The 23662-nt window shown below is 62.7% G+C and carries 28 protein-coding genes; 16 read left to right on the top strand and 12 right to left on the bottom strand.

Annotation, left to right across the window (positions count from 1 at the left end; genetic code table 11):
- Positions 1-181: 181 nt before the first annotated feature.
- Positions 182-910, bottom strand: coding sequence for an HAD family hydrolase (locus EGN72_RS07495; RefSeq protein ID WP_127046139.1), 729 nt, complete (start codon positions 908-910; stop codon positions 182-184).
- Between the two features lie 171 nt (positions 911-1081).
- Here EGN72_RS07495 and clpS point away from each other — a divergent pair, with 171 nt between their 5' ends.
- The 3 genes from clpS to EGN72_RS07480 all read left to right on the top strand — a co-directional run bounded on the left by clpS (position 1082) and on the right by EGN72_RS07480 (position 3325).
- A complete protein-coding gene (clpS, locus tag EGN72_RS07490) occupies positions 1082-1402 on the top strand; it encodes an ATP-dependent Clp protease adapter ClpS (RefSeq protein ID WP_127046295.1) in 321 nt (106 codons plus the stop codon).
- A gap of 72 nt (positions 1403-1474) precedes the next feature.
- The gene (locus tag EGN72_RS07485; RefSeq protein ID WP_127046137.1) at positions 1475-2473 is read left to right on the top strand and encodes a class I SAM-dependent methyltransferase; all 999 of its coding nucleotides are present in this window, start codon (positions 1475-1477) and stop codon (positions 2471-2473) included.
- Positions 2474-2515: 42 nt separating this feature from the next.
- The gene (locus EGN72_RS07480; RefSeq protein ID WP_127046135.1) at positions 2516-3325 is read left to right on the top strand and encodes an SDR family NAD(P)-dependent oxidoreductase; all 810 of its coding nucleotides are present in this window, start codon (positions 2516-2518) and stop codon (positions 3323-3325) included.
- A gap of 23 nt (positions 3326-3348) precedes the next feature.
- Here EGN72_RS07480 and EGN72_RS07475 read toward each other — a convergent pair whose 3' ends face one another.
- Positions 3349-3750 (bottom strand): hypothetical protein, encoded by a 402-nt coding sequence (locus EGN72_RS07475; RefSeq protein ID WP_127046133.1) that lies wholly within the window; start codon positions 3748-3750, stop codon positions 3349-3351.
- Positions 3751-3853: 103 nt separating this feature from the next.
- Between EGN72_RS07475 and EGN72_RS07470 the strand changes: the two genes are divergently transcribed.
- The gene (locus EGN72_RS07470) at positions 3854-4108 is read left to right on the top strand and encodes a DUF167 domain-containing protein (protein ID WP_127046131.1); all 255 of its coding nucleotides are present in this window, start codon (positions 3854-3856) and stop codon (positions 4106-4108) included.
- Here EGN72_RS07470 and EGN72_RS07465 read toward each other — a convergent pair.
- On the bottom strand, positions 4105-4353 hold the full coding sequence (locus EGN72_RS07465; protein ID WP_127046129.1) for a hypothetical protein: 249 nt from the start codon (positions 4351-4353) through the stop codon (positions 4105-4107). The genes EGN72_RS07470 and EGN72_RS07465 overlap by 4 nt on opposite strands.
- Before the next feature lie 120 nt (positions 4354-4473).
- Here EGN72_RS07465 and EGN72_RS07460 point away from each other — a divergent pair, with 120 nt between their 5' ends.
- The 4 genes from EGN72_RS07460 to EGN72_RS07445 all read left to right on the top strand — a co-directional run bounded on the left by EGN72_RS07460 (position 4474) and on the right by EGN72_RS07445 (position 7449).
- Complete coding sequence (locus EGN72_RS07460) at positions 4474-5190, top strand: M48 family metallopeptidase (RefSeq protein WP_127046293.1); 717 nt, start codon at positions 4474-4476, stop codon at positions 5188-5190.
- A 106-nt stretch (positions 5191-5296) separates the two neighbouring features.
- Positions 5297-6562, top strand: coding sequence for a DUF2254 domain-containing protein (locus EGN72_RS07455; RefSeq protein ID WP_127046127.1), 1266 nt, complete (start codon positions 5297-5299; stop codon positions 6560-6562).
- Positions 6563-6654: 92 nt separating this feature from the next.
- The gene (locus tag EGN72_RS07450) at positions 6655-6933 is read left to right on the top strand and encodes a DUF6455 family protein (protein WP_127046125.1); all 279 of its coding nucleotides are present in this window, start codon (positions 6655-6657) and stop codon (positions 6931-6933) included.
- A gap of 150 nt (positions 6934-7083) precedes the next feature.
- Positions 7084-7449, top strand: a complete 366-nt coding sequence (locus EGN72_RS07445; protein WP_127046123.1) for a YigZ family protein — start codon at positions 7084-7086, stop codon at positions 7447-7449.
- A gap of 84 nt (positions 7450-7533) precedes the next feature.
- On the opposite strand, the gene plsY is transcribed toward EGN72_RS07445, so the two are convergent.
- The 6 genes from plsY to EGN72_RS07415 all read right to left on the bottom strand — a co-directional run bounded on the left by plsY (position 7534) and on the right by EGN72_RS07415 (position 11779).
- The gene (gene plsY, locus EGN72_RS07440) at positions 7534-8142 is read right to left on the bottom strand and encodes a glycerol-3-phosphate 1-O-acyltransferase PlsY (protein WP_127046121.1); all 609 of its coding nucleotides are present in this window, start codon (positions 8140-8142) and stop codon (positions 7534-7536) included.
- Positions 8135-9421 (bottom strand): dihydroorotase, encoded by a 1287-nt coding sequence (pyrC, locus tag EGN72_RS07435; protein WP_127046119.1) that lies wholly within the window; start codon positions 9419-9421, stop codon positions 8135-8137. The genes plsY and pyrC overlap by 8 nt, the downstream gene beginning before the upstream one ends.
- 119 nt (positions 9422-9540) lie before the next feature.
- Positions 9541-10002, bottom strand: a complete 462-nt coding sequence (locus EGN72_RS07430) for a hypothetical protein (RefSeq protein ID WP_233587069.1) — start codon at positions 10000-10002, stop codon at positions 9541-9543.
- Positions 9995-10627: a hypothetical protein gene (locus EGN72_RS07425; protein ID WP_127046117.1), complete on the bottom strand. Its 633-nt coding sequence runs from the start codon at positions 10625-10627 to the stop codon at positions 9995-9997. Before EGN72_RS07425 ends, EGN72_RS07430 begins: the two co-directional genes overlap by 8 nt.
- Positions 10620-10820 carry a hypothetical protein gene (locus tag EGN72_RS07420; protein ID WP_127046115.1) on the bottom strand — a complete coding sequence of 67 codons (201 nt, stop codon included), beginning with the start codon at positions 10818-10820 and terminating at the stop codon, positions 10620-10622. The genes EGN72_RS07425 and EGN72_RS07420 overlap by 8 nt, the downstream gene beginning before the upstream one ends.
- Entirely contained in the window at positions 10817-11779 is a 963-nt protein-coding gene (locus EGN72_RS07415) for an aspartate carbamoyltransferase catalytic subunit (RefSeq protein ID WP_127046113.1), read from the bottom strand. Before EGN72_RS07415 ends, EGN72_RS07420 begins: the two co-directional genes overlap by 4 nt.
- Before the next feature lie 117 nt (positions 11780-11896).
- On the opposite strand from EGN72_RS07415, the gene EGN72_RS07410 reads away from it, so the two are divergent.
- From EGN72_RS07410 to EGN72_RS07390, 5 genes are all read left to right on the top strand, one after another.
- A complete protein-coding gene (locus EGN72_RS07410; RefSeq protein ID WP_370323210.1) occupies positions 11897-12724 on the top strand; it encodes a uracil-DNA glycosylase family protein in 828 nt (275 codons plus the stop codon).
- The gene (locus EGN72_RS07405) at positions 12724-13353 is read left to right on the top strand and encodes a LysE family translocator (protein WP_127046111.1); all 630 of its coding nucleotides are present in this window, start codon (positions 12724-12726) and stop codon (positions 13351-13353) included. The genes EGN72_RS07410 and EGN72_RS07405 overlap by 1 nt, the downstream gene beginning before the upstream one ends.
- A gap of 5 nt (positions 13354-13358) precedes the next feature.
- Complete coding sequence (moaB, locus tag EGN72_RS07400) at positions 13359-13901, top strand: molybdenum cofactor biosynthesis protein B (protein WP_127046109.1); 543 nt, start codon at positions 13359-13361, stop codon at positions 13899-13901.
- A gap of 133 nt (positions 13902-14034) precedes the next feature.
- Positions 14035-15540: an efflux RND transporter periplasmic adaptor subunit gene (locus EGN72_RS07395; protein WP_127046107.1), complete on the top strand. Its 1506-nt coding sequence runs from the start codon at positions 14035-14037 to the stop codon at positions 15538-15540.
- A 3-nt stretch (positions 15541-15543) separates the two neighbouring features.
- Complete coding sequence (locus tag EGN72_RS07390) at positions 15544-18951, top strand: efflux RND transporter permease subunit (protein WP_127046105.1); 3408 nt, start codon at positions 15544-15546, stop codon at positions 18949-18951.
- A gap of 57 nt (positions 18952-19008) precedes the next feature.
- Here EGN72_RS07390 and EGN72_RS07385 read toward each other — a convergent pair whose 3' ends face one another.
- The gene (locus tag EGN72_RS07385; RefSeq protein ID WP_127046103.1) at positions 19009-19788 is read right to left on the bottom strand and encodes an alpha/beta hydrolase; all 780 of its coding nucleotides are present in this window, start codon (positions 19786-19788) and stop codon (positions 19009-19011) included.
- A gap of 81 nt (positions 19789-19869) precedes the next feature.
- On the opposite strand from EGN72_RS07385, the gene EGN72_RS07380 reads away from it, so the two are divergent.
- Entirely contained in the window at positions 19870-21348 is a 1479-nt protein-coding gene (locus EGN72_RS07380; RefSeq protein WP_127046101.1) for an NAD-dependent succinate-semialdehyde dehydrogenase, read from the top strand.
- Positions 21349-21354: 6 nt separating this feature from the next.
- On the opposite strand, the gene EGN72_RS07375 is transcribed toward EGN72_RS07380, so the two are convergent.
- The gene (locus tag EGN72_RS07375) at positions 21355-21987 is read right to left on the bottom strand and encodes a DUF2461 domain-containing protein (RefSeq protein WP_158623159.1); all 633 of its coding nucleotides are present in this window, start codon (positions 21985-21987) and stop codon (positions 21355-21357) included.
- 141 nt (positions 21988-22128) lie between these two features.
- Here EGN72_RS07375 and EGN72_RS07370 point away from each other — a divergent pair, with 141 nt between their 5' ends.
- Positions 22129-22686, top strand: a complete 558-nt coding sequence (locus tag EGN72_RS07370) for a peptidoglycan-binding protein (protein WP_127046097.1) — start codon at positions 22129-22131, stop codon at positions 22684-22686.
- A 64-nt stretch (positions 22687-22750) separates the two neighbouring features.
- Here EGN72_RS07370 and EGN72_RS07365 read toward each other — a convergent pair whose 3' ends face one another.
- Positions 22751-22957, bottom strand: coding sequence for a cold-shock protein (locus EGN72_RS07365; RefSeq protein WP_127046095.1), 207 nt, complete (start codon positions 22955-22957; stop codon positions 22751-22753).
- 243 nt (positions 22958-23200) lie between these two features.
- On the opposite strand from EGN72_RS07365, the gene EGN72_RS07360 reads away from it, so the two are divergent.
- Positions 23201-23656: a TerB family tellurite resistance protein gene (locus EGN72_RS07360; protein ID WP_127046094.1), complete on the top strand. Its 456-nt coding sequence runs from the start codon at positions 23201-23203 to the stop codon at positions 23654-23656.
- Positions 23657-23662 lie beyond the last annotated feature (6 nt).

Here is a 23662-nt window from a genome sequence, read left to right as displayed (position 1 = left end):
GGTCCCTTGTTCCTGCCTCATTACGCCCCTGATTTTTTTTGTGGGGCTTCGTCTGCTTACCAAAAAACGTAGCACGGCATTCCAAACCAGAAAACCCCAAATTTTCAAAGGCTTTCGGCTTGTTCTTCACATATGGCAGGAACCCGCCATATCTGGGGGGCAAATCCCCCCTACCCCCTAGCTATGGGGTCTGTGGGGTAGTGCCGTTTTGCAACGCCTCCAACAAAGCTTGCAAAGCGCCCAGATCGGGCAAGGCATGAAAACGCGGATGCGCGCTTGGCGGTTCGGCATGTTCCAGCGCCCAGGTCAGGCCATGTGGCACATGCACCCCATGCCCCCCCGCCGCAATCACGGGTAAAACATCGGATTTCAACGAGTTGCCAACCATCAACGCGGCCTCTGCGCGGCTGCCATGGCGTGCGAAAATCCGCAGATAGGCCTCTGGCGTCTTGTCCGACACGATTTCAACGCCGTGAAACAGATCACCCAAACCCGATTGCGCCAGTTTGCGTTCCTGATCCAGCAGATCGCCTTTGGTGATCAGCAAGACCTGATGATCCTGCGCGGCGGCCTCCACCGCCTCTTGGGCATGGGGCAGCAATTCAATCGGATGGGCCAGCATATCGCGGCCTGCGGCCATGATCTCGGCAATCACGCTGGCGGGCACCTTGCCTGTCGTCACCTCGATCGCGGTTTCGATCATCGACAGCACAAAACCTTTGACGCCAAAGCCGTAATGCCCAAGGTTGCGCCGCTCGGCGGCCAGCAGGCGTTCGGCCAGATGGTCAGCCTCGGCATAATCGGCCAGAAGGGCGGTGAAATGATCCTGCGTCAGCCGAAAGAAGGATTCATTTTGCCACAGCGTATCATCGGCATCAAAACCAACCGTTGAAACCGCGCGTTTGCCCATACCCATTCCCCTTGCCTGATGCCGGCAGAATTGCCCAAGGCCGCGCCAAGTTCAAGCAATCCCCCCGCCCCCTTTGCCTGCGCGCAAAAAACGCTATATTACGCATAAAGCATGCAAAACCCGAATCCCTTTGTCAGACGGAGCCTTCCCTTGTCCCATACCCCTTTCCAGATGTCGGAAAAGCCGGATGGAACCGACGGCGATGCCTCGCTGCTGACAAAAACCAAAACCCGCACGCAACGGCCACCGATGTATAAGGTGATGCTGTTGAACGATGATTACACGCCGATGGAATTCGTCGTACATATACTGGAGCGGTTTTTCGGCCTGAACCACGCGCAAGCCTTTGAAATCATGCTGACGGTGCATAAAAAAGGGCTGGCGGTTGTGGGTGTGTTTTCCTTTGAAGTGGCGGAAACCAAAGTCACGCAGGTGATGGATTTTTCGCGCCGCCATCAGCATCCGTTGCAATGCACCATGGAAAAAGAGTAGGGCTTCATGCCCGAAGGCCCCTGACAGGGCATGCCTCCAACAAAAGGACCTTGGCCGCACGTTCGGCTGCCCATGCGCTCAGATCGACTTTCCTTTGCCCTGCGGGATGGGGCGCTGACCCTGCCCGAAAACGGCGATATTCTGGTGATGCGTCCGCGCGGCGATGACAGCCTTGCCATGCTGCCCAAGGCGCGGCTGACCATCGTGCAGGGGTTCCGCCCCGATTACGATGCCATCGTTGCGCGCGGCTATGCGGTGTTTGCCCAAAGGCCCAAGGACCAGCGCTTTGCCGCCGTGCTGGTCTGCGTGCCCCGCGCCAAGGCCGAGGCGCAAGCCCTGATCGCCGAAGCGGTGGCCGCCGCCCCGCAAGGCCTGATCATCATCGACGGACAAAAGACCGATGGCATCGACAGCATGCTGCGCGATTTGCGCAAGCGGGTCCCGGTGTCAGAGCCAGTGTCCAAGGCGCATGGCAAGCTGTTCAGTTTTCGCGCGGATGCGGCATCCTTTGCCGATTGGGCCGCGGCCCCGCAACAGGTTGAGGGCGGATTTCAAACCCGGCCCGGCGTGTTTTCTGCCGATGGGCCGGATGCGGGCTCTGCCCTTCTGGCGGCGGCCTTGCCGCAGAAATTGCCTGCGCGGATCGTCGATCTGGGGGCGGGCTGGGGCTATCTGGCGCAAGCCATTCTTGCGCGCCCCGGCGTGAAAGAGCTGCATCTGGTCGAGGCCGAGGCCACGGCGCTGGACTGTGCGCGCCAGAATATCACCGACCCGCGCGCCCAGTTCCATTGGGCCGATGCCACCAGCTTCAAGCTGGATCGTGGGGCGGATGCCATTGTCTGCAACCCGCCGTTTCACACCAGCCGCACGCCGGACCCGGCGTTGGGCGTGGCCTTTTTGCACGCGGCGGCGCGGCTTTTGGCACCGCATGGCACGCTTTGGCTGGTCGCCAACCGGCACCTGCCTTATGATCGCACGCTGGCCAGCCTGTTCCGCGAGGTGGAGGAGATTGGCGCCGACGCCCGTTTCCGCCTGACCCGCGCCGCAAAACCCATCCGCCAGCCGCATTAACCCCCGACCCCTTGACCCGAAGACCACGCAGGAGAGTTCCCCATGTCGTTTTCCCTTACCGGCAAGACCGCCATCGTCACCGGCTCAGCTGCGGGCATTGGCCTTGCCATTGCGCGGCATTTTCTGGCCAAGGGCGCGAATGTGATGTTTGCCGATATGGATGAAACCCGGCTGGGGGCCGAATGTGCCGAAGAGGCGAAGGCCGAAGGCGCGCTGCGCTTTTTCGGCGGTGATCTGCGTGAAAAGCTGACCATCGCCAATCTGCTTTCGGCCACGATTGATGCCTTTGACCGGGTGGATATTCTGGTCAATGCCAGCCGCAAGATGCAACCTTCGGACCCGCTGAACCCCGATGAGGACGCGGTAGAGTTGATGTGGCAGCAAAACCTGATGACCAGCCTGCGCCTGTCGCAGATGACGGCCAAACGGATGATCCTTCAGGCCGAAAAAGCAGGCAGCAGCGATGGGGTGATCGGGTCGATCATCAACATGTCCTCGATCGCGGCGCGGCGCACGCAGCCGCAATTGCTGGGCTATTCGATTTCCTGCGCAGCGGTGGAACAGATGACCCGCTCGCTGGCTGTGGCGCTGGCGCCGCAGCGTATCCGCGTCAATGCGGTGTCTTTCGGTTCCGTCATGAGCGATAGTCTGCATGGCGCGATCAAGGAAAATCCCGATTATCGCGAGGCGATTGCATCCGCGACACCGCTTGGCCGCATTGCCGCTGCGGATGAACTGGCCGAAACCGTGCAATATCTGGCCTCGGACGCGTCATCCTTTATGACAGGGCAGATTGTGACACTGGATGGTGGCCGCGCGCTGATTGATGCAGCGAACGCGCCCGCGCATTAACCCCCGCTATTTCGCATGCACCGCTACTCGGGATGGGTCGCCTTGCAGCTTGCCACGGCTTTTTCCGTGCTGCGGGCCACCGATGTGCGTTTGGCCTTCATCTCGGCCAGCTTTTCGCGTTCATCGGCAAGGTTGATCGCCTTGGGCCGGGTTTCGGTGTAATCATATTCGCGCAGGCACATTTCCGGGGCAATCGCGGGTTCTGTCGCGGTCGCGGGGCGGCCCGGCGCACAGATAACCCAGCGGGTCCGGGACAAAACCACCTCTTCCAGCGCATAGCCACGGTCCAGATTGCCCTGCACCTCACCGATCAGGCGGTCAAGGATGCGCAGATCGCGGGTGGCGCTTGCGATGCAGCGTTCCTGCGGCGTGCCACAAGCGGCAAGCACCAAGAAAAGCCCAAAAATCCACCCTGCTCGCATCATCCCCTCCGTCTTTGCGTCGCGCCAGTTTAGAAAGATTGCGCAGCCGCGTCCAATCACGTTAGACCACGGGCAGCAAATACACCGCTTCGCCCAAAGGCCCGCTATGGCAGCCCCAATCCCTTTGCTTGATATCCCACCGGGGCAGGAATTCGCCGTGCGCGTCACACCAAAAGCCGCGCGCAATCAGGTCAGCGTGGTGGACGGGATGATCCGTGTTTCAGTGACAACAGTGCCCGAAGACGGCAAGGCCACGCAGGCGGTGATCAAGCTTCTGGCGAAATCGCTGGGGGTCGCCAAATCGCGCCTGACGCTGATCCGGGGGGCCACAAGCCGCGACAAGACCTTCCGGCTGGACTAAGCCTCTTCGCCGCCAGACCGCATCAGCCGGTAGCTGCCCTCGGGCAAATCCAGCGCCGCCATCAGGTCATTCAACTGCACCATCGACAAGGTTATCCGAACCGGTTCCTGACTGCGCGGATCAAGCTGTTCCAGCGTCACGCAATCCTCAAAGGCAGAAATGGTGACATCGTCAGAAAGCTCCGCCCGCCCCTCGTCGATCAGGGTGATGATGGTGGCGTCAAATTCATGCTCAATTGTAAACATGGTCACAGCCTAAGCGCTGGCGGTGAAAGGAACAAGCCTTTGTGAAAGGGGGTTTTCGGGGCGCATAACTCTGCTACATCGGAAGGCAGCGTTTTGGAAAGCAAGGGGCGAAGAATGCAGATGCGGTGGATCGGTGCGGCGGTGATGCTTGTGTTTCTGGCAGGCTGCGTGGTGCCGACAGAACAACCCACAGGGGAAACCCGCCCTGCCTTGCAGCCCGCCCAGACTGCCGATGCCCTGCCCCCGACCCAAGCCGCGCGCAATTTCGTCGGCGCTGTCCAAGCGGTGGAACCTGTGGCCGAGCAATATTGCCGCCAGTTGACGCGCGGCCAATCCTGCGATTTCCGCATCGTGATTGATGATCGCCCCGATCAGCCCCCGAACGCCTTTCAAACCGTTGATGGCGCTGGCCGCCCGATCCTTGGCTTCACGCTGGCGCTGATTGCCAATGCCCGTAATATCGACGAAATCGCCTTTGTCATGGGCCATGAAGCAGCCCATCACATTCGCGGCCATATCCCCCAACAGCAGCAAAGCGCCACCGAAGGCGCCCTGCTCGCCGGTATTCTGGTTGCGGTGGGGGGCGGCGGCGAAGAGGCGATCGAACAGGCGCAGCAAATCGGCGCAACCGTCGGCGCGCGACGTTTTTCCAAGGATTTTGAGCTGGAGGCCGACGCGCTGGGGGCAGAAATCACCGAACGCGCGGGCTTTGATGCCTTGCGCGGGGCCGCCTTCTTTGACCGTCTGCCCGACCCCGGCAACCAGTTCCTTGGCACCCATCCGCCAAACGCCGCTCGCCGCCAGACGGTGGCCGATGCCGTGGCCCGGTTACGCTAAGCCCTGTCACAACACTGGTTTTTTGATTGAGGTGCCGCAGATTATGCGCCACCCTGCCCCAAGCGGCACGGATGGGGCCAAGGAACCAAAACAGACGGGGTGAACCATGCTTCCCAAATGGCGGCTGTTTCTGAAGGACACGTTCGAAAAGCTGTGGGTCGTCGCAGTGCTCTATGCGGCGCTGGCCTTTCTGACTAACCTTGCCGCGATTGTCATTGGCCCGCTGCTGCCCGATGGATTGGGCGAAAAGCTGGGCGCGGGGGCAGTGGAAACGGTGCTGACCATTCTGGCCAGTTCAATGCTGTCGGTCGTCACCTTCTCGCTGGGGATCATGGTGTCGGCGCTGGCCGGGGCCGCCGGAAACGTGACGCCCCGCGCCACCGCCTTGCTGAAAACCGACCGCACCACCCAGCGCGTGCTGGCCACTTTTCTCGGGTCTTTCATCTACAGCCTGATCGGGATCATCGCGTTGAAAGCCGGGGTTCTGACGCAGAATGACCGGCTCGTCTATTTCATCGTGACGATTGTGGTGGTGGCCATCGTCGTCATCGCCATCCTGCGCTGGATCGCCCATCTGACCGTGTTCGGATTGATGAGCGATTCCATCACCAAGGTGGAAAAGGCCGCCGCCCGCGCCTTGTCCGAACGGATCAAAGCGCCCTATCTGGGCGGTCATGGCCTGTCGGGCACAGCCCCCGCCGAGGCGCATCCGATCACGCAATCCGAAATCGGCTATGTCCGGCATATTGATATGGGCTGGTTGCAAGACCACGCCAAAGAGATGGGCTGCCATGTCTATGTCGCGGCCCTGCCCGGTTCTTTCGTCTATCCCGGCGCAGTGATCGCCTATGCGCTTGGCCCCCGGCCCGAGGAGGAAAGCAAACTCGCCTCGGCCTTCACCATCGGGGCCAACCGCAGCTTCGATCAAGACCCGCGCTTCGGCCTTGCCGTGCTGACCGAGATTGCCGAACGCGCGCTGTCGCCTGCGGTCAATGATCCCGGCACCGCGATTGATATCCTTGGCCGCGCCGTGCGCCTGCTGGCCACCCTGACCGAAGTTCACGAACCGGAACTGACCTATCCCAATGTCTGGGTCCCCGCGATCACTGTCGCCGATATGATGGAAGATGTGTTCCCCGCCATTGCGCGCGACGCTGCATCGGTGTTTTCCGTGCAAATCCGGCTGCAAAAAGCGCTGCTCGCATTGGTCAGGATCGCCCCGCATCAGTTCGGCAAGGCCGCAACGCATCAATCGGAACAGGCGCTCGCGCGGTGTGAGGCCAATATGCTGCCCCATGAACGCACAGCGCTGGAAGCCGTGGCCACCGAAATCGCCGAAACCGCCGCCGCGCCGCGCCCGCGCCCGATCTGAACGCCCCCCGCGCCGATTGATCTGCGTCAAGGCGCGCGCCGGGGCAAAGGGTCACAGTTGGATGACAAGTCCAGACACGGCGGAGGAAAGCAATGATCGGATATGTCGAAGCCCCTATCACATGGGCCCTTGTGCGCGGCATGGCGCGGCGCGCAGGTGTGGATGTTCCCGCAGCGGTGTTTGAAGGCTGGCTCAGCCGGGCGGAACTGGCCCGCATGGTCACGCGCTGCCAAAGCGCAGGCTGCGCCAAAGGCTGCATGGATGTTCTGGCAAAGCCCGAATGTGCCAAAACCGCCCCACCTCCCTTCTGCGCCATCAAATCAGACCTGGAGGCATTGGCCCCCGATCCAGACGAAAGCGTTTCGCGTTAACTCTGGATCACCAAGCGCTGCCTGACATCAAAGATTTCAACGCGTTTGATGATACGCGATACATCAGGGTGAACGCGAAACGCTCTGATCCCACCTGTCGCCCCGCGCCGAAACCGCTATACTCCGCCCATCAACGGCGGCCGGGGGCAGATGCGACAGATATTGAACGTGGTCAGCGACCGGGGCTCGCGCTACGCCGTCTCGGGCGGCGCGGTGCAGGGGCGTGCGGGCGTCGATGACTTCCTCAAAACCCTGAAAACCAACAAGAAATTTGCCAAGGCCACACATAACTCCTGGGCGGTCGTGCTCTCGGATGATGGGCCCTTGAAAAACGACGATGGTGAGGCAGGCGCCGGGGCCGCGATCCTGCGCATGCTGGAACGCGAAGGGCTGACCGACCACCTGATCGTCGTCACCCGCTGGTATGGCGGCACCCACTTGGGCGGCGACCGCTTTCGCCATGTCACCACCTGCACCCGCGCCTATCTCGACGCGCTGCCCGACAAGGCTCCTTGACCCCGCCGCGTTTTCATCTATTCGAAAATATCCCCGCCGGAGGCTCCGCCGCCCAGCCACAGGCGCAGCCCGCCGCTCTGGGCCTCAGCCCTTCTTGCCGATCTTGGGTTCGGTCCCGGCCTTCAGCCGCTTGATATTCTCGGCATGCCGCCAATAGACCAGCAAGGTCAGAACGATGCCAAGGATCATCATCTGCCCCTGCCCGAACACCAGCATCCACAACGTGGAGGACGCCGCAGCGACCAAAGCCGCCAGCGACGATATCCGCCCCAGCACAGCGGCGACCAGCCAACTGGCGCAGGCGGCCAGACCGACGGGCCAGGCCAGCGCCAGAAGCGTGCCCAGAAAGGTCGCAACACCTTTGCCGCCCTTGAACCCCAGCCAGACCGGAAACAGATGCCCCAGAAAGGCCGCAAGCCCTGCAAGCTGGGCCGCATCATTGCCCAGCATGGCCCGCGCGATCAGCACCGCAATTCCGCCTTTGCCCGCATCCAGCAGCAAAGTCGCCAGCGCGGCGGGCTTGTTGCCTGTCCGCAGCACATTGGTCGCGCCGATATTGCCCGACCCGATCTTGCGCAAATCGCCCAAGCCCAGCGCGCGGGTAATCACCAGACCAAAGGGCACCGAGCCAAGCAGATAGGCCAGCACCGCAACCGCCATCAGGGCCAAGGGGCCAGAGGTAAGATCAGGCATTCTGTGTCTCTCCCATTGCAAAGACTTGTTTTCCAGCAACGAAGGTGGCGATCACCCGCCCTTCCATGCGCTGCCCGTCAAAGGGCGTGTTCTTTGATTTCGACTGCAATTTGCTGCGGTCCAGCATGAACGGCGCGTCCGGGTCAAACAGCACCAGATCAGCAGGCGCGCCTTCCGCCATCCGACCTTGTGGCAGGCCAAGCCGTTTCGCCGGGTTCAGCGCCATGGCGCGGAACAGGCCGGGCAGGTCCATCGCCCCGGCATGGTAAAGCCGCATCGCCGCGGGCAAAAAGGTTTCCAGCGCCACCGCGCCCGAGGCGGCCTCTTCAAACGGCAGGCGCTTGCTTTCTTCATCCTGCGGCGTGTGCATCGAACAGATGATGTCGATCAACCCACTGGCCACCGCCTCTACCACGGCCAGACGGTCCTCTTCCGGACGCAGCGGGGGCGTGAGTTTGAAAAAGCTGCGGTAATCGCCGACATCCAGATCATTCAGCGTCAGATGGTGGATGGACACGCCTGCCGTCACGTCCAGCCCGTTGCGCTTGGCGCGTTCCAAGGGTGGCAGCGCGCGGGCGCAGGTGATCTGATCGGCGTGATAGCGCACGCCCGTCATTTCCACCATGCCCAGATCGCGGTCCAGCCCGATCCGCTCGGCCATCGGATGCACGCCGGGCAGGCCCAGAAGCGAGGCGAATTTGCCGCTGGTCACGGCCGCCCCTTTGGACAGGCCCGGATCTTGCGGATGGCCGATCACCAGCGCGCCAAGGCTGCGCGCATAGGTCAGCGCCCGGCCCAACACTTTGGTATCGGTCACCACATGATCGACATCCGAAAAGGCCACGGCGCCGGCATCCAGCATGAAGCCGATCTCGACCATCTCGCGCCCTTCGCGGCCTTTGGTCAGCGCAGAAATGTGATGGATGCGCACCGGGGCTTCGGCGGCGCGGCGGGTCACGAATTCCAGCACTTCGGGCGTATCAATCGCAGGGTTGGTATCGGGCCGCGCGATGATCGTGGTCACGCCCCCGGCCGCTGCCGCCAGCCCTGCCGAGCGGAAGCTTTCGCGGTGCCGCTCTCCCGGCTCGCCGATTTTGACGCCGATATCCACGATCCCCGGCGCAAGGCATTTGCCGCCGCAGTCGATCACCCGCGCGCCTTTCGGTGCCGTCGCCGCCCCGATTGCGGCGATCAGGCCGCCGTCAAGGATCACATTGCCGATTGTCTCGGTCCCGGCTTCGGGGTCGATGATGCGGGCGTTTTCAAGAAAAAGCGTCATAGGGGCCTACCAGTGCGGAAAAGTCAGCGCGGCGTCTGACCGAAGGAAAGAGGTATTTTTGCCAAGATGAAATGGGCAAACGGGCGCGAAGGGGCGGCGAAGGGCGAACGCGCGCCGGGTCATGTGGCGCGGCCTTGTTTCGCGGCCATGATCGCGGCGACGACAGCGCTTTGATCGGCCATGTATTTCATCAGGTGTTTGTCACCGGACAGGGTGACGATTTGCACATCGCCCAGAAAGGCGCGGGCCAGTTTGATCTGCGCCAGCGGCACCTCGCGCCCGCCCGGCCCTTGCAGGCGCTGGTCGGTCAGGCGCCATTGCGCGGTCAGCGCCTCGGAGGCCAGATACCAGCCGCGCGCGCCCATCGCCGCAACCGCCGCCACCGGCCCCACCCAAGGCGAGGAGTTGCCGATGGCCAGCAACACCACCCCGGCCACAAAGCCCCCCAGCACCGCCATGATTCCGTGGCTGCGCCAATAGGCGGCTTTGTCGGCATCCCATTCGACCAGCATCACCTCATCCGGGCGCAGCGGGGATTTCACCTCGGCCCCCATCACGGTATCGCGCGGCAGTTCAGACATCATCGTCTCCTTCGGCATTGGCACGGTCTATTTGAACCTTGCGCATCATGCCATAGATTTGGCGCGCATTGGACAGGCGTTCAAAGCCGACAGGGTCCACCGTCTGGGTGGCCCCGCCGATCCGGCTGCGGCTACGGTGCATGCTTGGGGCGTGTAGCGGCATTGTGCTGACCCGGGTTGCAAACCAGATATTGCCCAGATCGCCATCTTCCAGCGTCAGCCTTGTGTCGGGGCCGATGGCATAGCGATCAAGGCTGCGCTTGGCCCCGGATTGCACCCCGATATAGGCCGCGCGATTGGTCAGCGTGTAATAGCTGTTGCGCCGCCGACGTGCATCGCTCCAGAACCGACCCAAGAGCATATGCAACCCGACCAGCAGAAAGGGCAGCCCGAACAGCGGGAAAACCAGATTGACCATGCGGCCCACCGTATCGGTCATCTGGCCAGTCATCATATAGGCCATAGTGATCCAGAACAGCGAAAAGCCGGTGAAAAACAGCGCGAACAGAGTTTGCACCGACCAGAACCCGCTGAAATCCACCCCGCCATCCGGCGCGCCTTGCCACAGGATTTCCTCATCCGCGTCGAGAATACCTTCCCATCCGTCGGGCGGTGCCTTAGCCATGGGCCGCCCCCGATCTGGACCTTAGCAGCGTGACCGCCGCGTCAAAATCGCTCAGGCGCGGGGTTTCCGGCGCGCCCAACCCAACGACAAGTTGAACAACGCCCCCCGGCGTCAACCCCGCCCAAGGCACAGGCCGCGCGGTCCAGAGAAGCCGCTCCCCCGGCAGCAGCAGATCGCGGAAGGCGTCGGTCACACCATCACTCCGGCGGCCTTTGCCCCGCGTTCGGCCCGCAGGTTGCGCGCCAGCAGGTCCATGCAGGCCATGCGCACCGCCACGCCCATTTCCACCTGCTCCTGAATGACTGAGCGGTTGATGTCATCGGCAATCTCGCCGTCAATCTCGACCCCGCGGTTCATCGGGCCGGGATGCATGACGATGGCATCGGGCTTGGCATGGCTCAGCTTTTCGGCGTCCAGCCCGTAGCGGTGGTAATATTCCCGCTCTGACGGGATGAAGCCGCCATCCATCCGCTCTTTTTGCAGGCGCAGCATCATCACCACATCGGCACCTTCCAGCCCTTTGCGCATGTCGTCAAAGAGTTCGCAGCCAAATTCGGCCACGCCTGCGGGCATCAGGGTGGGCGGGGCCACCAGCCGCACGCGGTTTTCCATTTTGCCCAGCAAGATCAGGTTGGACCGCGCCACGCGGCTATGCGCCACATCGCCGCAAATCGCCACCGTCAGGCGTTGAATGCGGCCCTTGGCGCGGCGTATTGTCAGCGCATCCAGCAGCGCCTGCGTGGGGTGTTCGTGCCGCCCGTCGCCCGCGTTCAGCACCGCGCAATTCACCTTTTCGGCCAGCAGGTTCACCGCACCCGATGCCCCATGCCGCACCACCAGCAAATCCGGGTGCATCGCGTTCAGCGTCAGCGCCGTGTCGATCAGCGTCTCGCCCTTTTTGACCGAGGATTGCGCCACCGACATATTCATCACATCCGCGCCAAGCCGCTTGCCCGCCAGTTCAAAACTGGCCTGTGTCCGGGTGGAGTTTTCAAAGAACATGTTGATCTGCGTCATCCCCGCCAGCGCGTCGGATTTCTTGATCGAACGGCGGTTCAGGTCGACATATTTATCGGCCAGATCCAGCACGGCCTTGATCTCATCGGGGGCAAGATGCTGTATCCCCAGCAAATGACGCGCGCGAAAACTCATCTTTGGCCCCCCGGTCTGGTCTCTCCCCCGCTTATGGCAAAGAGGCGCGCAGGGGGCAACGCTTAGTTCACCCATGGGCCTTGCCCGCAGCGCCCAAACGCCGCCTTGCCCCGCCCCATGCCGCGCCCTACTCTGCCCGCTATGGGAATCGACACGCATATCGCAGATTATGACTGGAACGCCGCGCTGGCCGCGCTGGCGTGGCAGGTTGAAATGGGCGTGACCGAGGTGATGGTCGAAGCGGCGGTGGACCGTTACGCCTTGCCCGAAAAGCAGGAACCGGTGGTCCCCAAGCCGGGGGCCAAGCCAAAGCCCGAAGCCGTGCAAGACCTGCCCAAAGCCGACCCGGTGCAAGTGGCCAAGGCCGCCGCTGCCCCCTGCTCCGATCTGGCCAGCCTGCGCGCGGCCTTGGAGGCGTTTGACCATTGCGAGTTGAAAAAAGGCGCGCGCAATCTGGTCTTTGCCGATGGCAACCCCGCTGCCCCCCTGATGATCATCGGTGAGGCGCCGGGCCGCGACGAGGACCTTGAGGGCCGCCCCTTCGTTGGCACGTCCGGGCAATTGCTGGACAAGATGCTGGCCGCGATCGGCCATGGCCGCCGCGCCGAGGACGCCCGGAAAGCCGCCTATATCACCAATGTGATGCCATGGCGCCCCCCCGGCAACCGCGACCCGTCCGAGGATGAAATCGCCATGATGCGCCCGTTTCTGGAGCGTCACATCGCCTTGGTCAAACCGCGGGTGATTATCGCGATGGGCAACACCTCTTGCATGGCGCTGTTTGGCAAAAGCAGCGTGCTGCGGCTGCGCGGCACATGGGAAACGGCGCAAGGCATCCCCGTGATGCCGATGGCGCACCCCGGCCATTTGCTGCGCAACCCCGCCGCCAAGCGCGAGGCTTGGGCAGATTTGCTGGATGTGCAGGCGAGGATGCGGCAATCGTGATGTTTCCCGTCGATCCGCTGATCTTGCTGACGTTTGCGCCTGCGGCCTTGGCGCTGAACCTGACGCCCGGCGCGGATATGATGTTTTCGCTGGGGCAAGGCTTGCGCTCGGGGCCTCAGGCGGCTGTGGCGGCAGCGGCGGGGATCACGGCGGGCGGCATGGTGCATGTGACGCTGGCGGGTTTGGGGCTTGGCGCGGTGGTGGCGGCCCATCCCGGCGTTTTTGATGCGATCCGCTGGCTGGGGGTTGGCTATCTGTTGTGGCTGGCGCTGCAATCCTTGCGGCAAACCACGCTTGCGCGGTCCAAGGCACCGGGGCTGACGCCGTGGCGGGCCTTTCGCGATGGGGCGTTGGTCAATCTGAGCAACCCCAAGATCATCCTGTTCACCCTTGCCTTCATCCCGCAATTCGTGGACCCGGCGCGCGGCGCGGTGTTGGCGCAATTTCTGATCTTTGGCGCGGTGTTGGGTTTGGGCGGCATGATCGTCAATTCCGCTGTCGGCCTGTCTGCCTCGGGGCTTGGCCGCCATCTGGCCACCTCGGCACGTTTCGCGCGCGGGCTTGGCCTTGTCAGCGCGGGCGTCTTTGCCGCGCTCGCCCTTCGTCTTGCCCTCTTGCAAAAGGCCTGAAGCCCATGTCCCGCATTGATGAAACCAAAGCTTTCATTCCGGTCCGCATCGCGGTGCTGACCGTTTCCGATACTCGCCAAAGCACGGATGACAAATCCGGCGACACGCTGGTCGCGCGGCTGACAGAGGCGGGCCATATCCTTGCCGCGCGCAGCATCATCCGCGATGAGCGGGCCGAGATTGCCAGCCAGTTGCGCGATTGGTGTGCCGACCCGGATATTGATGTGATCTTGTCGACGGGCGGCACCGGGCTGACGGGCCGCGATGTCACGGTCGAGGCGCATCGCGATGTGTATGAAAAGGAAATTGAGGCGTTTGGCACCGTGTTCACCATGATCTCGATGCAAAAGATCGGCACCTCGGCGGTGCAAAGCCGGGCCACGGGGGGCGTGGCGCAAGGCACCTATCTGTTCGCGCTGCCCGGCAGCCCCGGTGCCTGCCGCGATGCCTGGGACGAGATTCTGCGCTGGCAGTTGGATTACCGTCACCGCCCCTGCAATTTCGTGGAAATCATGCCCCGGCTGGATGAACATCAGCGGCGCAAATAGCCAATTCGCGAAAAACTGCAAATAATCGCGACGGAACGCCGCGCGCTGTGCGTATCATATGTTGGAATATGTTTTGTCATCCGTCCGGCGGTTGTATGCGTATCATAAGCAGTCACTTATCAAGGGTCATTGAATGCGGTTTTTCAGACGGTCACTGATCGGCTTGCTTCTTGTCGCGGTCACGCTGGGGCTTTTGGCCATGGCGGGGCAAACCCTGCGTGCCGCCTTTGAGGCGAAGTTGGCGGGCGGGCGCCCCGGCCAGCCTGCGCGCGAACGGGTGTTTTCGGTCAATCTCGTGACCGCCGAGGCTGTCAGCATGGCCCCCACCTTGACCGCCTTTGGCGAAATCCGGTCGCGTCGGACGTTGGAATTGCGCAGCCCGCGCGCCGGCACGGTGATTGCCTTGGGCGAAGGGGTGGAAGATGGGGCCACGGTGACGGCGGGGCAATTGCTGCTGCGGCTGGACCCGGCCGATGCCACCACCGCCCGCGATCTGGCGCAATCCGATCTGGCCCGCGCGCAAGGCGAGGCCCGCGATGCAGACCGCGCGCTGGCCCTATCGCGCGATGATGTCGCCGCCGCCGAAATGCAGGCCGAGTTGCGCCAGCAAGCGCTTGATCGGCAAAGGGATTTGGAAGCCCGCGGTGTCGGCTCTACCTCTGCGGTGGAAACGGCGGCCCTTGCGGCATCAAGTGCGGCGCAGGCTTTGGTTGGCCGCCGCACCGCTTTGGCCCAAGCCGAAGCGCGGGTGGACCAAGCCGCAACCGCCCTGTCACGCCAAGCCATCACCTTGGCCGAGGCAGAGCGCGCGCTGGCCGAGACCGAGCTGTTTGCCGAATTTGACGGGGTGTTGAGCGGGATATCCACCGTGCCGGGCCGTATCCTGGGCGCGAATGAACGCATCGGCGATCTGATCGACCCGAATGCGCTGGAAGTGGCCTTTCGCATTTCCACCGCGCAATTCCTGCGGCTGATTGATCAGAATGGCCGCCTGCTGCCCGCAGAATTGACTGCCGCCCTAGAGGTTTCGGGGGCCGAAATCATTGCCCAAGGTGCCTTGACCCGCGTGGGCGCCGCCGTGGGCGAAGGCCAGACCGGGCGGCTGATCTATGCCACGCTCCGCTCTGCCCCCGGTTTCCGGCCCGGTGATTTTGTCACCGTGCGGATTTCCGAACCTGTGATGGATAATGTGGTCGCGCTGCCCGCCACCGCGCTGGGGGCCGATGGCACGGTTCTGGCGCTGACGGCGGATGACCGGCTGGAGGCGATCCCCGTCACGCTGCTGCGGCGGCAAGGCGATGCGGTCATCCTGTCTGCCGATGCCATTGCCGGGCGGGAACTGGTGCAGGAACTCTCGCCGCTTCTGGGGGCGGGGATCAAGGTCAAGCCCGTGCGCGCCGCCGATGCGGCCACCACCGACACGGCATCCGCCGCCCCGGTTGCATCCCCGGTTGCCGCCAGCACCGGCCAGCCGGACATGGTCAGCCTGACGCCGGAACGCCGCGCGGCCCTTGTGGCCTTTGTCGAAGGCAATGACCGGATGCCCGCCGAAGCCAAGAGCCGCCTTTTGGCCCAGCTTGCCAAAGATCAGGTGCCCGCCGGGGTGATCGAGCGGCTGGAAAGCCGGATGGGGGGCTGATCCATGGCAAAGGGGCGCGATATCGGCACGGGGACGAAGGGGCTTTTGTCTTACTTCACCCGGCATAACACGCTGGCCAATCTGTTGTTGGCGGTGATGATCGTGGCGGGTTTGGCCGCCGCCACCCGTATTCGCGCGCAATTCTTTCCCGATGTCATCATTTCGGAAGTCACGGTCAGCGTGCAATGGTCCGGAGCCGGGGCCGAGGATGTAGACCGCGCCATCGTGCAAGTGCTGGAACCTGCGCTGCTGACGGTGGATGGCGTCACCGATGCCACCTCGCGCGCGTCAGAGGGCAGCGCGCGTATCACGTTGGAATTTGAACCCGGCACCGATCTGACGCAAGCCGCCGAAGATGTGCAATCGGCGGTCGACAGTATCAACACCCTGCCCGAAGATGCCGAAGAACCCGCCGTGCGGCGCGGCGCGTGGCGCGACAGGGTGACGGATGTGGTGATCACCGGGCCTGTCTCGGTCGATCAATTGGGGCGGTTCGCGGATGAGTTTACCGCGCGTCTGTTCGATCAGGGCATCACGCGCACCACGATCAGCGGCCTTGCCGATCCGCAGATCTTGGTCGAGGTGCCCTCGATCAACCTGATCCGCCATGATGTGACCATGTCCGAAATCGCCGCCGCCATTTCCGCCGAGGTGGACAGCGCGCCCGCCGGTGATGTGGGCGGTGGGGCCGCGCGGGTGCGCACCGGGCAAGAGGCCCGCAGCGCCACCCAGATTGCCGCGATCGTGCTGCGCCAAGCCGCCGATGGCACCACGCTGACCGTGGGCGATCTGGCCACCGTCACGCGGCAGGCCGCCGACCGGGGGCGGGCCACCTTTGTCGGGCCGAACCCGGCGATCACGGTGCGGGTGGACCGGTCCGACACTGGTGATGCAATCCGCATGCAGGCCGATGTGCAAGCGGTGGCGGACCGGATGCTGCCCTTGCTGCCGCCGGATGTGCAGATCGAACTGGTGCGCGCGCGGGCCGAACAGATCACCGGGCGTCTGAACCTGCTGCTGGACAATGCGCTGATGGGGCTTGGCCTTGTGGTGGCGCTGCTGTTCTTGTTCCTGAACGCGCGCACCGCGCTTTGGGTGGCGGCGGGGATTCCGGTATCGCTGCTGGCGGCGGTGGGCATCATGTATGGCGCGGGGCTGACGATCAACATGATCTCGCTGTTTGCGCTGATCATCACGCTGGGCATCGTGGTGGATGATGCCATCGTGGTGGGCGAACATGCCGATTTCCGTGCCCGCCATATGGGCGAAGGCGCGATTGAGGCGTCCGAGAATGCGGCACAACGCATGGCGATGCCTGTCGTCGCCTCAACCCTGACGACCATCATCGCCTTTGCGGGCTTGGTCACCATCGGCGGGCGCTTTGGCACCTTGATTGCCGATATTCCCTTCACCGTGATCGCCGTGCTGCTGGCCAGCCTTGTTGAGTGTTTTCTGATCCTGCCCAATCACATGGCCCATGCCTTGCGCGCCGCGCGGGCCGAGGCGTGGTATGACTGGCCTTCGCGCCAGGTCAACAAGGGCTTGCAATGGCTGATCCGGGTGGCGGTGCGCCCGTTCACCGCTTTTGTCATTCGCGCCCGCTTTGCCACCATGGCGCTGGCGGTGTTGCTGCTGGCCAGTCAGGCCGCGCTGTTCATCAGCGGTGATCTGAAATTCCGCTTTTTCAACGCGCCGGAGCAATCCTCCATCTCTGGCAATTTTGCCATGCTGCCGGGGGCCACGCGGGATGATACGCTGGCGATGATGCGCGAAATGCAGCGCGCGACCGACGCGGTCAGCGCCCGCTATGCCGCCGAACACGGCACAAACCCGGCACTGTTCGTGATGACCGAAATCGGCGGCGGCACCGGGCGCGGCCTGTCCTCGGCGGAAACCAAGGATGCCGATTTGCTGGGTGGCATTTCGATTGAACTGATCGAACCTGATGATCGGCCCTATTCGTCATTCACCTATATCGCTGACCTTGAAGAAGAAGTGCGCCGCCATCCGCTGCTGGAGGAGTTGAGCTTTCGCGGCGGGCGGTTCGGGCCGGGGGGCGACGCGCTGTCCGTCGATCTGACCGGGGCAGATGCGACCACATTGAAAGCGGCGGCAGAGGCGTTGAAAACCGCGCTTGCCCCCTACCCCGAAGTGTCGGCGCTGGAAGATAGTCTTGCCTATGACAAGGATGAGTTGATCTTGTCGCTGACCCCGCAGGGTCAGGCGCTTGGCTTTGCGATTGACACGCTGGGCCGCAGCCTGCGCGACCGTTTGAACGGGATTGAAGCGGCGAGCTTCCCCGATGGCCCGCGTTCGGCCACGGTGCAGGTGGAACTGCCCGACAGTGAACTGACCGCCGATTTCCTTGACAGCATGTTGTTGCGTGCGGCCCCCGGCGTTTATGTGCCGCTGGCCGATATCGTCACGGTGGAGCGGCGCTCTGGCTTTTCCACCATCCGGCGCGAAAATGGCCTGCGCATCGTCACGGTTTCGGGCGATATCGCCGAGGATGACCCGGCCCGCGCCGCCGAAGTGCAGCGCGCGCTGACCGAGGATATTCTGCCCAAACTGCAAGAGGATTTCGGCGTCACCACCCGCCAGTCCGGTCTGGCCGAACAGCAGCGCGAATTTCTGGGCGATGCGACGCTGGGGCTGATTTTCTGCCTGTTGGGCATTTACATGGTGCTGGCATGGGTTTTTGCCAGTTGGACGCGCCCGGTGGTGGTGATGGCCGTGATCCCCTTTGGTCTGATCGGGGCGATTTACGGGCATGATGCCTGGGGCGTGCCGCTGTCGATGTTTTCCATCGTGGGCATGATCGGGATGACCGGGATCATCATCAATGATTCCATCGTGCTGATTTCCACCATCGACCAATATGGCGAAAAGCGCGGGCTGTATCCGGCGATCATTGATGCGGTGGCAGACCGTCTGCGCCCGGTCTTGCTGACCACGGCGACCACCGTGCTGGGGCTGGCGCCACTGCTGTATGAACGCTCCTCTCAGGCGGAGTTTTTGCGGCCGACGGTGATCACGCTGGTCTATGGTTTGGGCTTTGGCATGTTGCTGGTGTTGGTGCTGGTGCCGGCGGTGCTGGCCGTGCAGGGCGATCTGGCGCGCCAGATCAACGCGTTCAAACGCGGGTTGCGCGCGCAAGCGGCGCCGCGCGCGCGAGCGCTGCTGTGGGGCGGGATGCTGGCGATTCTGGCATGGTTCGCGCTGACGCTGGGTTGGGCCATTCCCACCGGGGCGCTGTTTGGCCCCTTGGTCGGCCTTGTTCCGGCCTTGGCCGCAGCCCCTGCGATGGCGGCGGCGTTTGGCTTGTTTATCGCGGGGGCGGTGCTGGTGGTTGCCGCTTGCCTTGGGTTGGGCGCGCTGCTGTTGCGGCCCTTGCCCCAGCCGGGGGAATAGTGGCTGGGGCCGGATGCCTCCGGCGGGGATATTTTTGCCGAAAAGAAAGCCGGGGGATCAGAGGCCCCCGACTAAAATGTCGACCAAGGGGCTGTTGGCATCTTGCAAGGCGTCGATCACGTCGAAATGGTGTTTGCCGGGGCTGACCGTCCAGTCGCAGGACCAGGCCTCGGATAACAGCCGTGCTTGCCACAGAAAGCTGGGGCGTTCCTGCCCGCCGACCCAGACATGGGCCTGCACGCCTGCGCGCAGAGCAAGGCGGGCCGGGCTTTCGGCTGCGATTTCCGCCGCGTCGAGGTGGAGTTTTTCCTGCATCTTGGTTTGTGCGATCTGGTCCAGATCCGACAGCGGTGAGATGGGCACCACCCGCACCAACCCCGGCACCGCCAGATCGGCGCAGCCCATACGCGCGCTGAGGTGGCCGCCAGCGGAATGGCCCGTCACCACCTGCGGCCCCGGCACCTGCGCGCCAATCGCAGCCAATGCCGCCCCCATTTCTGCCGTCATCGCGGCGATCCGGGCCTCTGGTGCCAAGGTGTAGGACGGCATCGCGCAGGCCCAGCCCCGCGCCAGCACCCCTGCCGCGAAATGCGACCAGAGGCTGCGATCAAAGGCCATCCAGTAGCCGCCATGAATGAAGGTGACGCAGCCGCGCGGCGGGGTTTCGGGCAAAAAGAGATCAAAGGCCTGCCGCGCGCCGGGGCCGTAAGCCAGCCCCAGTTGCGCCCTTGGCCCAAGCTGTGCGCGAAAGGCGGCGGCCTCGGCCTGCCATTTCGGCGGGTAGTCTGCCGCACCCGCAATAAAGGCCCCATTGGCATAGGCCAAATCCATATCCATGATAGCTCCAACCTTGTCAGAGAACTGGACATCCCTGCCCGCCCATGATTTGCATATTCCAAACCTGAATGGGAGGCTTTGATGCTTGATACCGTAACCGATCTGCGCGCGATGCTGAAAGACCAGTCTTTGCTGGCCACGAAAGCCTATGTGGCCGGGGAATGGATTGATGCCGATGATGGCGCGACCTTTGACGTGATAAACCCGGCGCGCAATGATGTGATTTGTTCGGTGCCCAACCTTGGCCGTGCGGAAACCGCCCGCGCCATTGCCGCCGCCGAAGCCGCGATGAAAGATTGGGCCAGCCGCACCGCAAAAGAGCGCGCCAATATCCTGCGGGCCTGGTTCAACCTGATGATGGCCAATCAGGACGATCTGGGCGCGATTCTGACTGCCGAAATGGGCAAGCCTTTGGCCGAAGCCAAAGGCGAGGTGGCCTATGGTGCCAGTTTCATCGAATGGTTTGCCGAAGAGGCCAAGCGCGTTTACGGCGAAACCGTGCCGGGCCATATGAAGGACAAGCGGATTACCGTGCTCAAGCAACCTATCGGGGTTGTGGGGTCGATCACGCCATGGAATTTCCCCAATGCAATGATCACCCGCAAATGCGGCCCGGCGCTTGCGGCTGGCTGTGGTTTTGTGGCGCGGCCCGCGGCGGAAACCCCGCTTTCGGCGCTGGCGCTGGCGGTCTTGGCCGAACGCGCGGGCCTGCCGAAGGGTATCTTTTCGGTCATCACCTCCAAGAAATCCTCGGATATCGGCAAGGAGTTCTGCGAGAACCCGACCGTCCGCAAGCTGACCTTTACCGGATCAACCGAAGTGGGGCGCATTTTGCTGCGTCAGGCGGCGGATCAGGTGATGAAATGCTCGATGGAATTGGGCGGCAATGCGCCGTTCATCGTGTTTGATGATGCCGATCTGGATGCGGCGGTGGCCGGGGCGATGGCCTCCAAGTTCCGCAACAACGGCCAGACCTGCGTTTGCGCCAACCGCATTTATGTGCAGGCGGGGGTTTATGATGCCTTTGCCAAGAAGCTGGGCGAGGCGCTGGCCAAGACCCGTGTCGGCGATGGTTTGACCGAAGCGGTGGAATTTGGCCCGCTGGTCAATGTGGCCGCCGTGGAAAAGGTGGAAGAACATATCGCCGATGCCATTGCCAAAGGCGGCAAGGTGATCGCAGGTGGCAAACGCCACGCGCTTGGCGGGTCGTATTTTGAGCCGACCATCGTTACCGGCGTGACGCAAGACATGGTGGTCGCCAAGGAAGAAACCTTTGGCCCGATGGCGCCCTTGTTCAAATTCGACACCGAAGACGAGGTCATCGCCATGGCCAATGACACCATCTTTGGTCTGGCGGCCTATTTCTATGCCCAGAACATCGGTCGTGTGACCCGTGTGCAGGAAGGGCTGGAATATGGCATCGTTGGTGTGAATACGGGCATCATCTCTACCGAAGTGGCGCCGTTTGGCGGGGTCAAACAATCCGGGCTGGGCCGCGAAGGCAGCCGCCACGGGATGGAAGACTATCTGGAGATGAAATACATCTGCCTTTCCGTCTGATCGCCGTCACATCCGGTTTAACGCATGATAAAGGGGCAGGAGAGGTGCAATCTCCTGCCCTATTGCTTTGACCAGATCGCCGCGCCAGCCGGGGGCAAGATCGCGCGTCACGATCAGGTTCTTGCGGCGCAGCAGAGCGGCGTGGCGGTGGTCGGCGTCATAGGGGGCGGGCACGCGTTTCAACGGGGGCGGCCCGAAATCCGCCAGCCTGCCGCGCGCAACCAGCGCGGCAAAATCATCCCCCGCCGCATCCACCATCGCCCGGAACCGCACCAACTGCGCCGCATCAAATGCCGTGATGCCACAGCCCACCAGCAGTTGCCCCGGCTCCAGCCCAAAGAACAGGGCGGCGGGTGTATTGGGGCTGTTCCAGATCATATGCAGATGGGTGTTATAGGGTGTCTTGTCCTTGGAGAATCGCACATCGCGGTGCAGCCGGAACACCTTGGCCTGCAAGCCCTGCCCCACCGCGCGGCCCAGATCATCGGCAAGCAGGCGGGCCATCAGCTCTGCCGGTTTGCGGATCATATCGGTGTAATGGTCTTTGCGCGGTTCAAACCAGTCTTTGCGGTTGTTCTGCGCCAGCTCTGCAAAGAAGCGCTGTGCGGTATCAACCATTTCCGTAAAACCATCTGACATCCTATTCCCTTTGCACATCAACCGCTTACCGGCTTGTTATCCGATAACAGGCCCACGTTTTTGCCTAACATTGCCACAAAGCGCATGGTTTTCCCATCGCCCCGCTGCTCCGGGCCGCCATATGCTGAAAAGGAAAACACCATGCTGCTCAAGACCAAAGCCATCGCCGCCGTAACTGCCCTGTCGCTGTCCTTGACCGCTGCTGCCCCGGCGCACGCCCTTGGAAAGAACGAACGCAATTTTCTGAAAGGGATCGCTGCCGCGCTGATCGTCGGTGCCATCGTGAATGAAGGGCGCAAGGCCCACCCTGCCCCTGCCCCCGCGCCGCAACCCGTCTATCGCCAGCCGGCCTATGAAGCGCCGCGCCATCGCCAGACCGAGCCAGTCTATCAGGAACCCCGCCGTCAGGCCCCCAAGGCAACCCAGCCCACAGGGCGCATTATCGGCAAAAGCACCACTTACGGGTCAGGCGTGCAGGATACGACGGCGGCGCAGGTGTTCAACAGCTATAGCCGGGCCGAACGTTTGCGGATTCAGGCGCAACTGGCGCGCTTTGGCTATTACACCGGTGCGATCGACGGTGCCTTTGGCCCGCGCACCCATCAGGCCGTGTATGAATTTGCCCGCAGTGCAGGCAAGCCCGAGGCGCTGAACAGCACTGCCGGAACCTACCGCGTCTATAACGCGCTGCTGGGCTAGGCCCGAATGAAAATGGGGGCGGCCATTGCTGGCCACCCCCATCCGAATTCTTGCGAAAGGCAGATTATGCCAGCGCGAGGTTCGTTGCCGATTCACGACCGTCACGGCCGGTTTCGATGTCAAAGGTTACGGCTTGGCCGTCGTCCAACTGACGAATGCCTGCGCGTTCCAGTGCCGAGATGTGAACGAACACATCGCGGTTGCCACCAGCCGGTGCGATAAACCCAAAACCTTTGGTTGCGTTGAACCATTTCACGGTGCCATTGGCCATCGTGTATACTCCTAATGTTTCGCCACCCACGTTATGCGGCAGCCCGGCTCTGTCAGATCAAGATCGAAAAAACTGAAGCCGTAAGGGAAACAGAAGGTCGAAAAAGAAAGCGTCGCAGGGGTTATTTAGGCGCATTGGGACCAAATAGCAAGGGCCATGCGGGGTGTGGCCCAAAAGCCTTGCGATGCGGGGCGGGCTATCCTAGCCTTGGGTTAACCCATATTCGCAGCAACAGGCGGCCCGATGTTTGAACGAATCCTAAGTTTGTTTTCCGCCACGGCCGGCTATCGCACGCCTTTGCCCGAAGCGGATGCAAAACATGCTTTGGGCGCGATTTTGGTGCGCGCGGCACAAGCGGACAAGGCCTATCTGTTCCAGGAGGTAGAGCGGATTGACCGGATTTTGGCCAAGCGTTTCAACCTCAACCCGCTGGAGGCGGCAAAGATGCGGGCGCAATGCGAACGCCTGTCGGATGAAATGCCCGACAATACGGCGCTGATCACCGTTTTGCATGATGCGGTTGACCTGCCAGAGCGCGAGGCAACCTTGCGCGCCCTTTGGCAAGTGGTGTTTGCCGATGGCTATGCCCATGAAACCGAAGATGAATTTGTGACGCAAGTGCAGCAGATGTTCGGCGTCTCGCCGGAGGTCTGCGCACGTCTGCGGGCCGAGGTTCTGGCAGACCTGCAAAAGCGCTAAGGCGGC

Source organism: Pseudorhodobacter sp. E13 (assembly GCF_003991405.1).
GTDB lineage: Bacteria > Pseudomonadota > Alphaproteobacteria > Rhodobacterales > Rhodobacteraceae > Pseudorhodobacter.
The sequence above is the reverse complement of the archived record's forward strand: the minus strand, read 5'-3'. Positions and strand labels throughout refer to the sequence as shown.

Excerpts from the sequence above, each read along its gene's own strand:
- EGN72_RS07460 (WP_127046293.1), top strand. The coding sequence starts at position 4,474 with ATGCGGTGGATCGGTGCGGCGGTGATGCTTGTGTTTCTGGCAGGCTGC.
- pyrC (WP_127046119.1), bottom strand. The coding sequence starts at position 9,421 with ATGACGCTTTTTCTTGAAAACGCCCGCATCATCGACCCCGAAGCCGGG.
- plsY (WP_127046121.1), bottom strand. The coding sequence starts at position 8,142 with ATGCCTGATCTTACCTCTGGCCCCTTGGCCCTGATGGCGGTTGCGGTG.
- EGN72_RS07445 (WP_127046123.1), top strand. The coding sequence starts at position 7,084 with ATGCGACAGATATTGAACGTGGTCAGCGACCGGGGCTCGCGCTACGCC.
- EGN72_RS07405 (WP_127046111.1), top strand. The coding sequence starts at position 12,724 with ATGTTTCCCGTCGATCCGCTGATCTTGCTGACGTTTGCGCCTGCGGCC.
- EGN72_RS07480 (WP_127046135.1), top strand. The coding sequence starts at position 2,516 with ATGTCGTTTTCCCTTACCGGCAAGACCGCCATCGTCACCGGCTCAGCT.
- EGN72_RS07410 (WP_370323210.1), top strand. The coding sequence starts at position 11,897 with ATGCCGCGCCCTACTCTGCCCGCTATGGGAATCGACACGCATATCGCA.
- EGN72_RS07470 (WP_127046131.1), top strand. The coding sequence starts at position 3,854 with ATGGCAGCCCCAATCCCTTTGCTTGATATCCCACCGGGGCAGGAATTC.
- EGN72_RS07360 (WP_127046094.1), top strand. The coding sequence starts at position 23,201 with ATGTTTGAACGAATCCTAAGTTTGTTTTCCGCCACGGCCGGCTATCGC.
- EGN72_RS07375 (WP_158623159.1), bottom strand. The coding sequence starts at position 21,987 with ATGTCAGATGGTTTTACGGAAATGGTTGATACCGCACAGCGCTTCTTT.
- EGN72_RS07365 (WP_127046095.1), bottom strand. The coding sequence starts at position 22,957 with ATGGCCAATGGCACCGTGAAATGGTTCAACGCAACCAAAGGTTTTGGG.
- EGN72_RS07495 (WP_127046139.1), bottom strand. The coding sequence starts at position 910 with ATGGGCAAACGCGCGGTTTCAACGGTTGGTTTTGATGCCGATGATACG.
- EGN72_RS07380 (WP_127046101.1), top strand. The coding sequence starts at position 19,870 with ATGCTTGATACCGTAACCGATCTGCGCGCGATGCTGAAAGACCAGTCT.
- EGN72_RS07370 (WP_127046097.1), top strand. The coding sequence starts at position 22,129 with ATGCTGCTCAAGACCAAAGCCATCGCCGCCGTAACTGCCCTGTCGCTG.
- EGN72_RS07465 (WP_127046129.1), bottom strand. The coding sequence starts at position 4,353 with ATGTTTACAATTGAGCATGAATTTGACGCCACCATCATCACCCTGATC.
- EGN72_RS07390 (WP_127046105.1), top strand. The coding sequence starts at position 15,544 with ATGGCAAAGGGGCGCGATATCGGCACGGGGACGAAGGGGCTTTTGTCT.
- EGN72_RS07425 (WP_127046117.1), bottom strand. The coding sequence starts at position 10,627 with ATGGCTAAGGCACCGCCCGACGGATGGGAAGGTATTCTCGACGCGGAT.
- moaB (WP_127046109.1), top strand. The coding sequence starts at position 13,359 with ATGTCCCGCATTGATGAAACCAAAGCTTTCATTCCGGTCCGCATCGCG.
- EGN72_RS07415 (WP_127046113.1), bottom strand. The coding sequence starts at position 11,779 with ATGAGTTTTCGCGCGCGTCATTTGCTGGGGATACAGCATCTTGCCCCC.
- clpS (WP_127046295.1), top strand. The coding sequence starts at position 1,082 with ATGTCGGAAAAGCCGGATGGAACCGACGGCGATGCCTCGCTGCTGACA.
- EGN72_RS07475 (WP_127046133.1), bottom strand. The coding sequence starts at position 3,750 with ATGATGCGAGCAGGGTGGATTTTTGGGCTTTTCTTGGTGCTTGCCGCT.
- EGN72_RS07395 (WP_127046107.1), top strand. The coding sequence starts at position 14,035 with ATGCGGTTTTTCAGACGGTCACTGATCGGCTTGCTTCTTGTCGCGGTC.
- EGN72_RS07385 (WP_127046103.1), bottom strand. The coding sequence starts at position 19,788 with ATGGATATGGATTTGGCCTATGCCAATGGGGCCTTTATTGCGGGTGCG.
- EGN72_RS07485 (WP_127046137.1), top strand. The coding sequence starts at position 1,475 with ATGCGCTCAGATCGACTTTCCTTTGCCCTGCGGGATGGGGCGCTGACC.
- EGN72_RS07450 (WP_127046125.1), top strand. The coding sequence starts at position 6,655 with ATGATCGGATATGTCGAAGCCCCTATCACATGGGCCCTTGTGCGCGGC.
- EGN72_RS07430 (WP_233587069.1), bottom strand. The coding sequence starts at position 10,002 with ATGTCTGAACTGCCGCGCGATACCGTGATGGGGGCCGAGGTGAAATCC.
- EGN72_RS07455 (WP_127046127.1), top strand. The coding sequence starts at position 5,297 with ATGCTTCCCAAATGGCGGCTGTTTCTGAAGGACACGTTCGAAAAGCTG.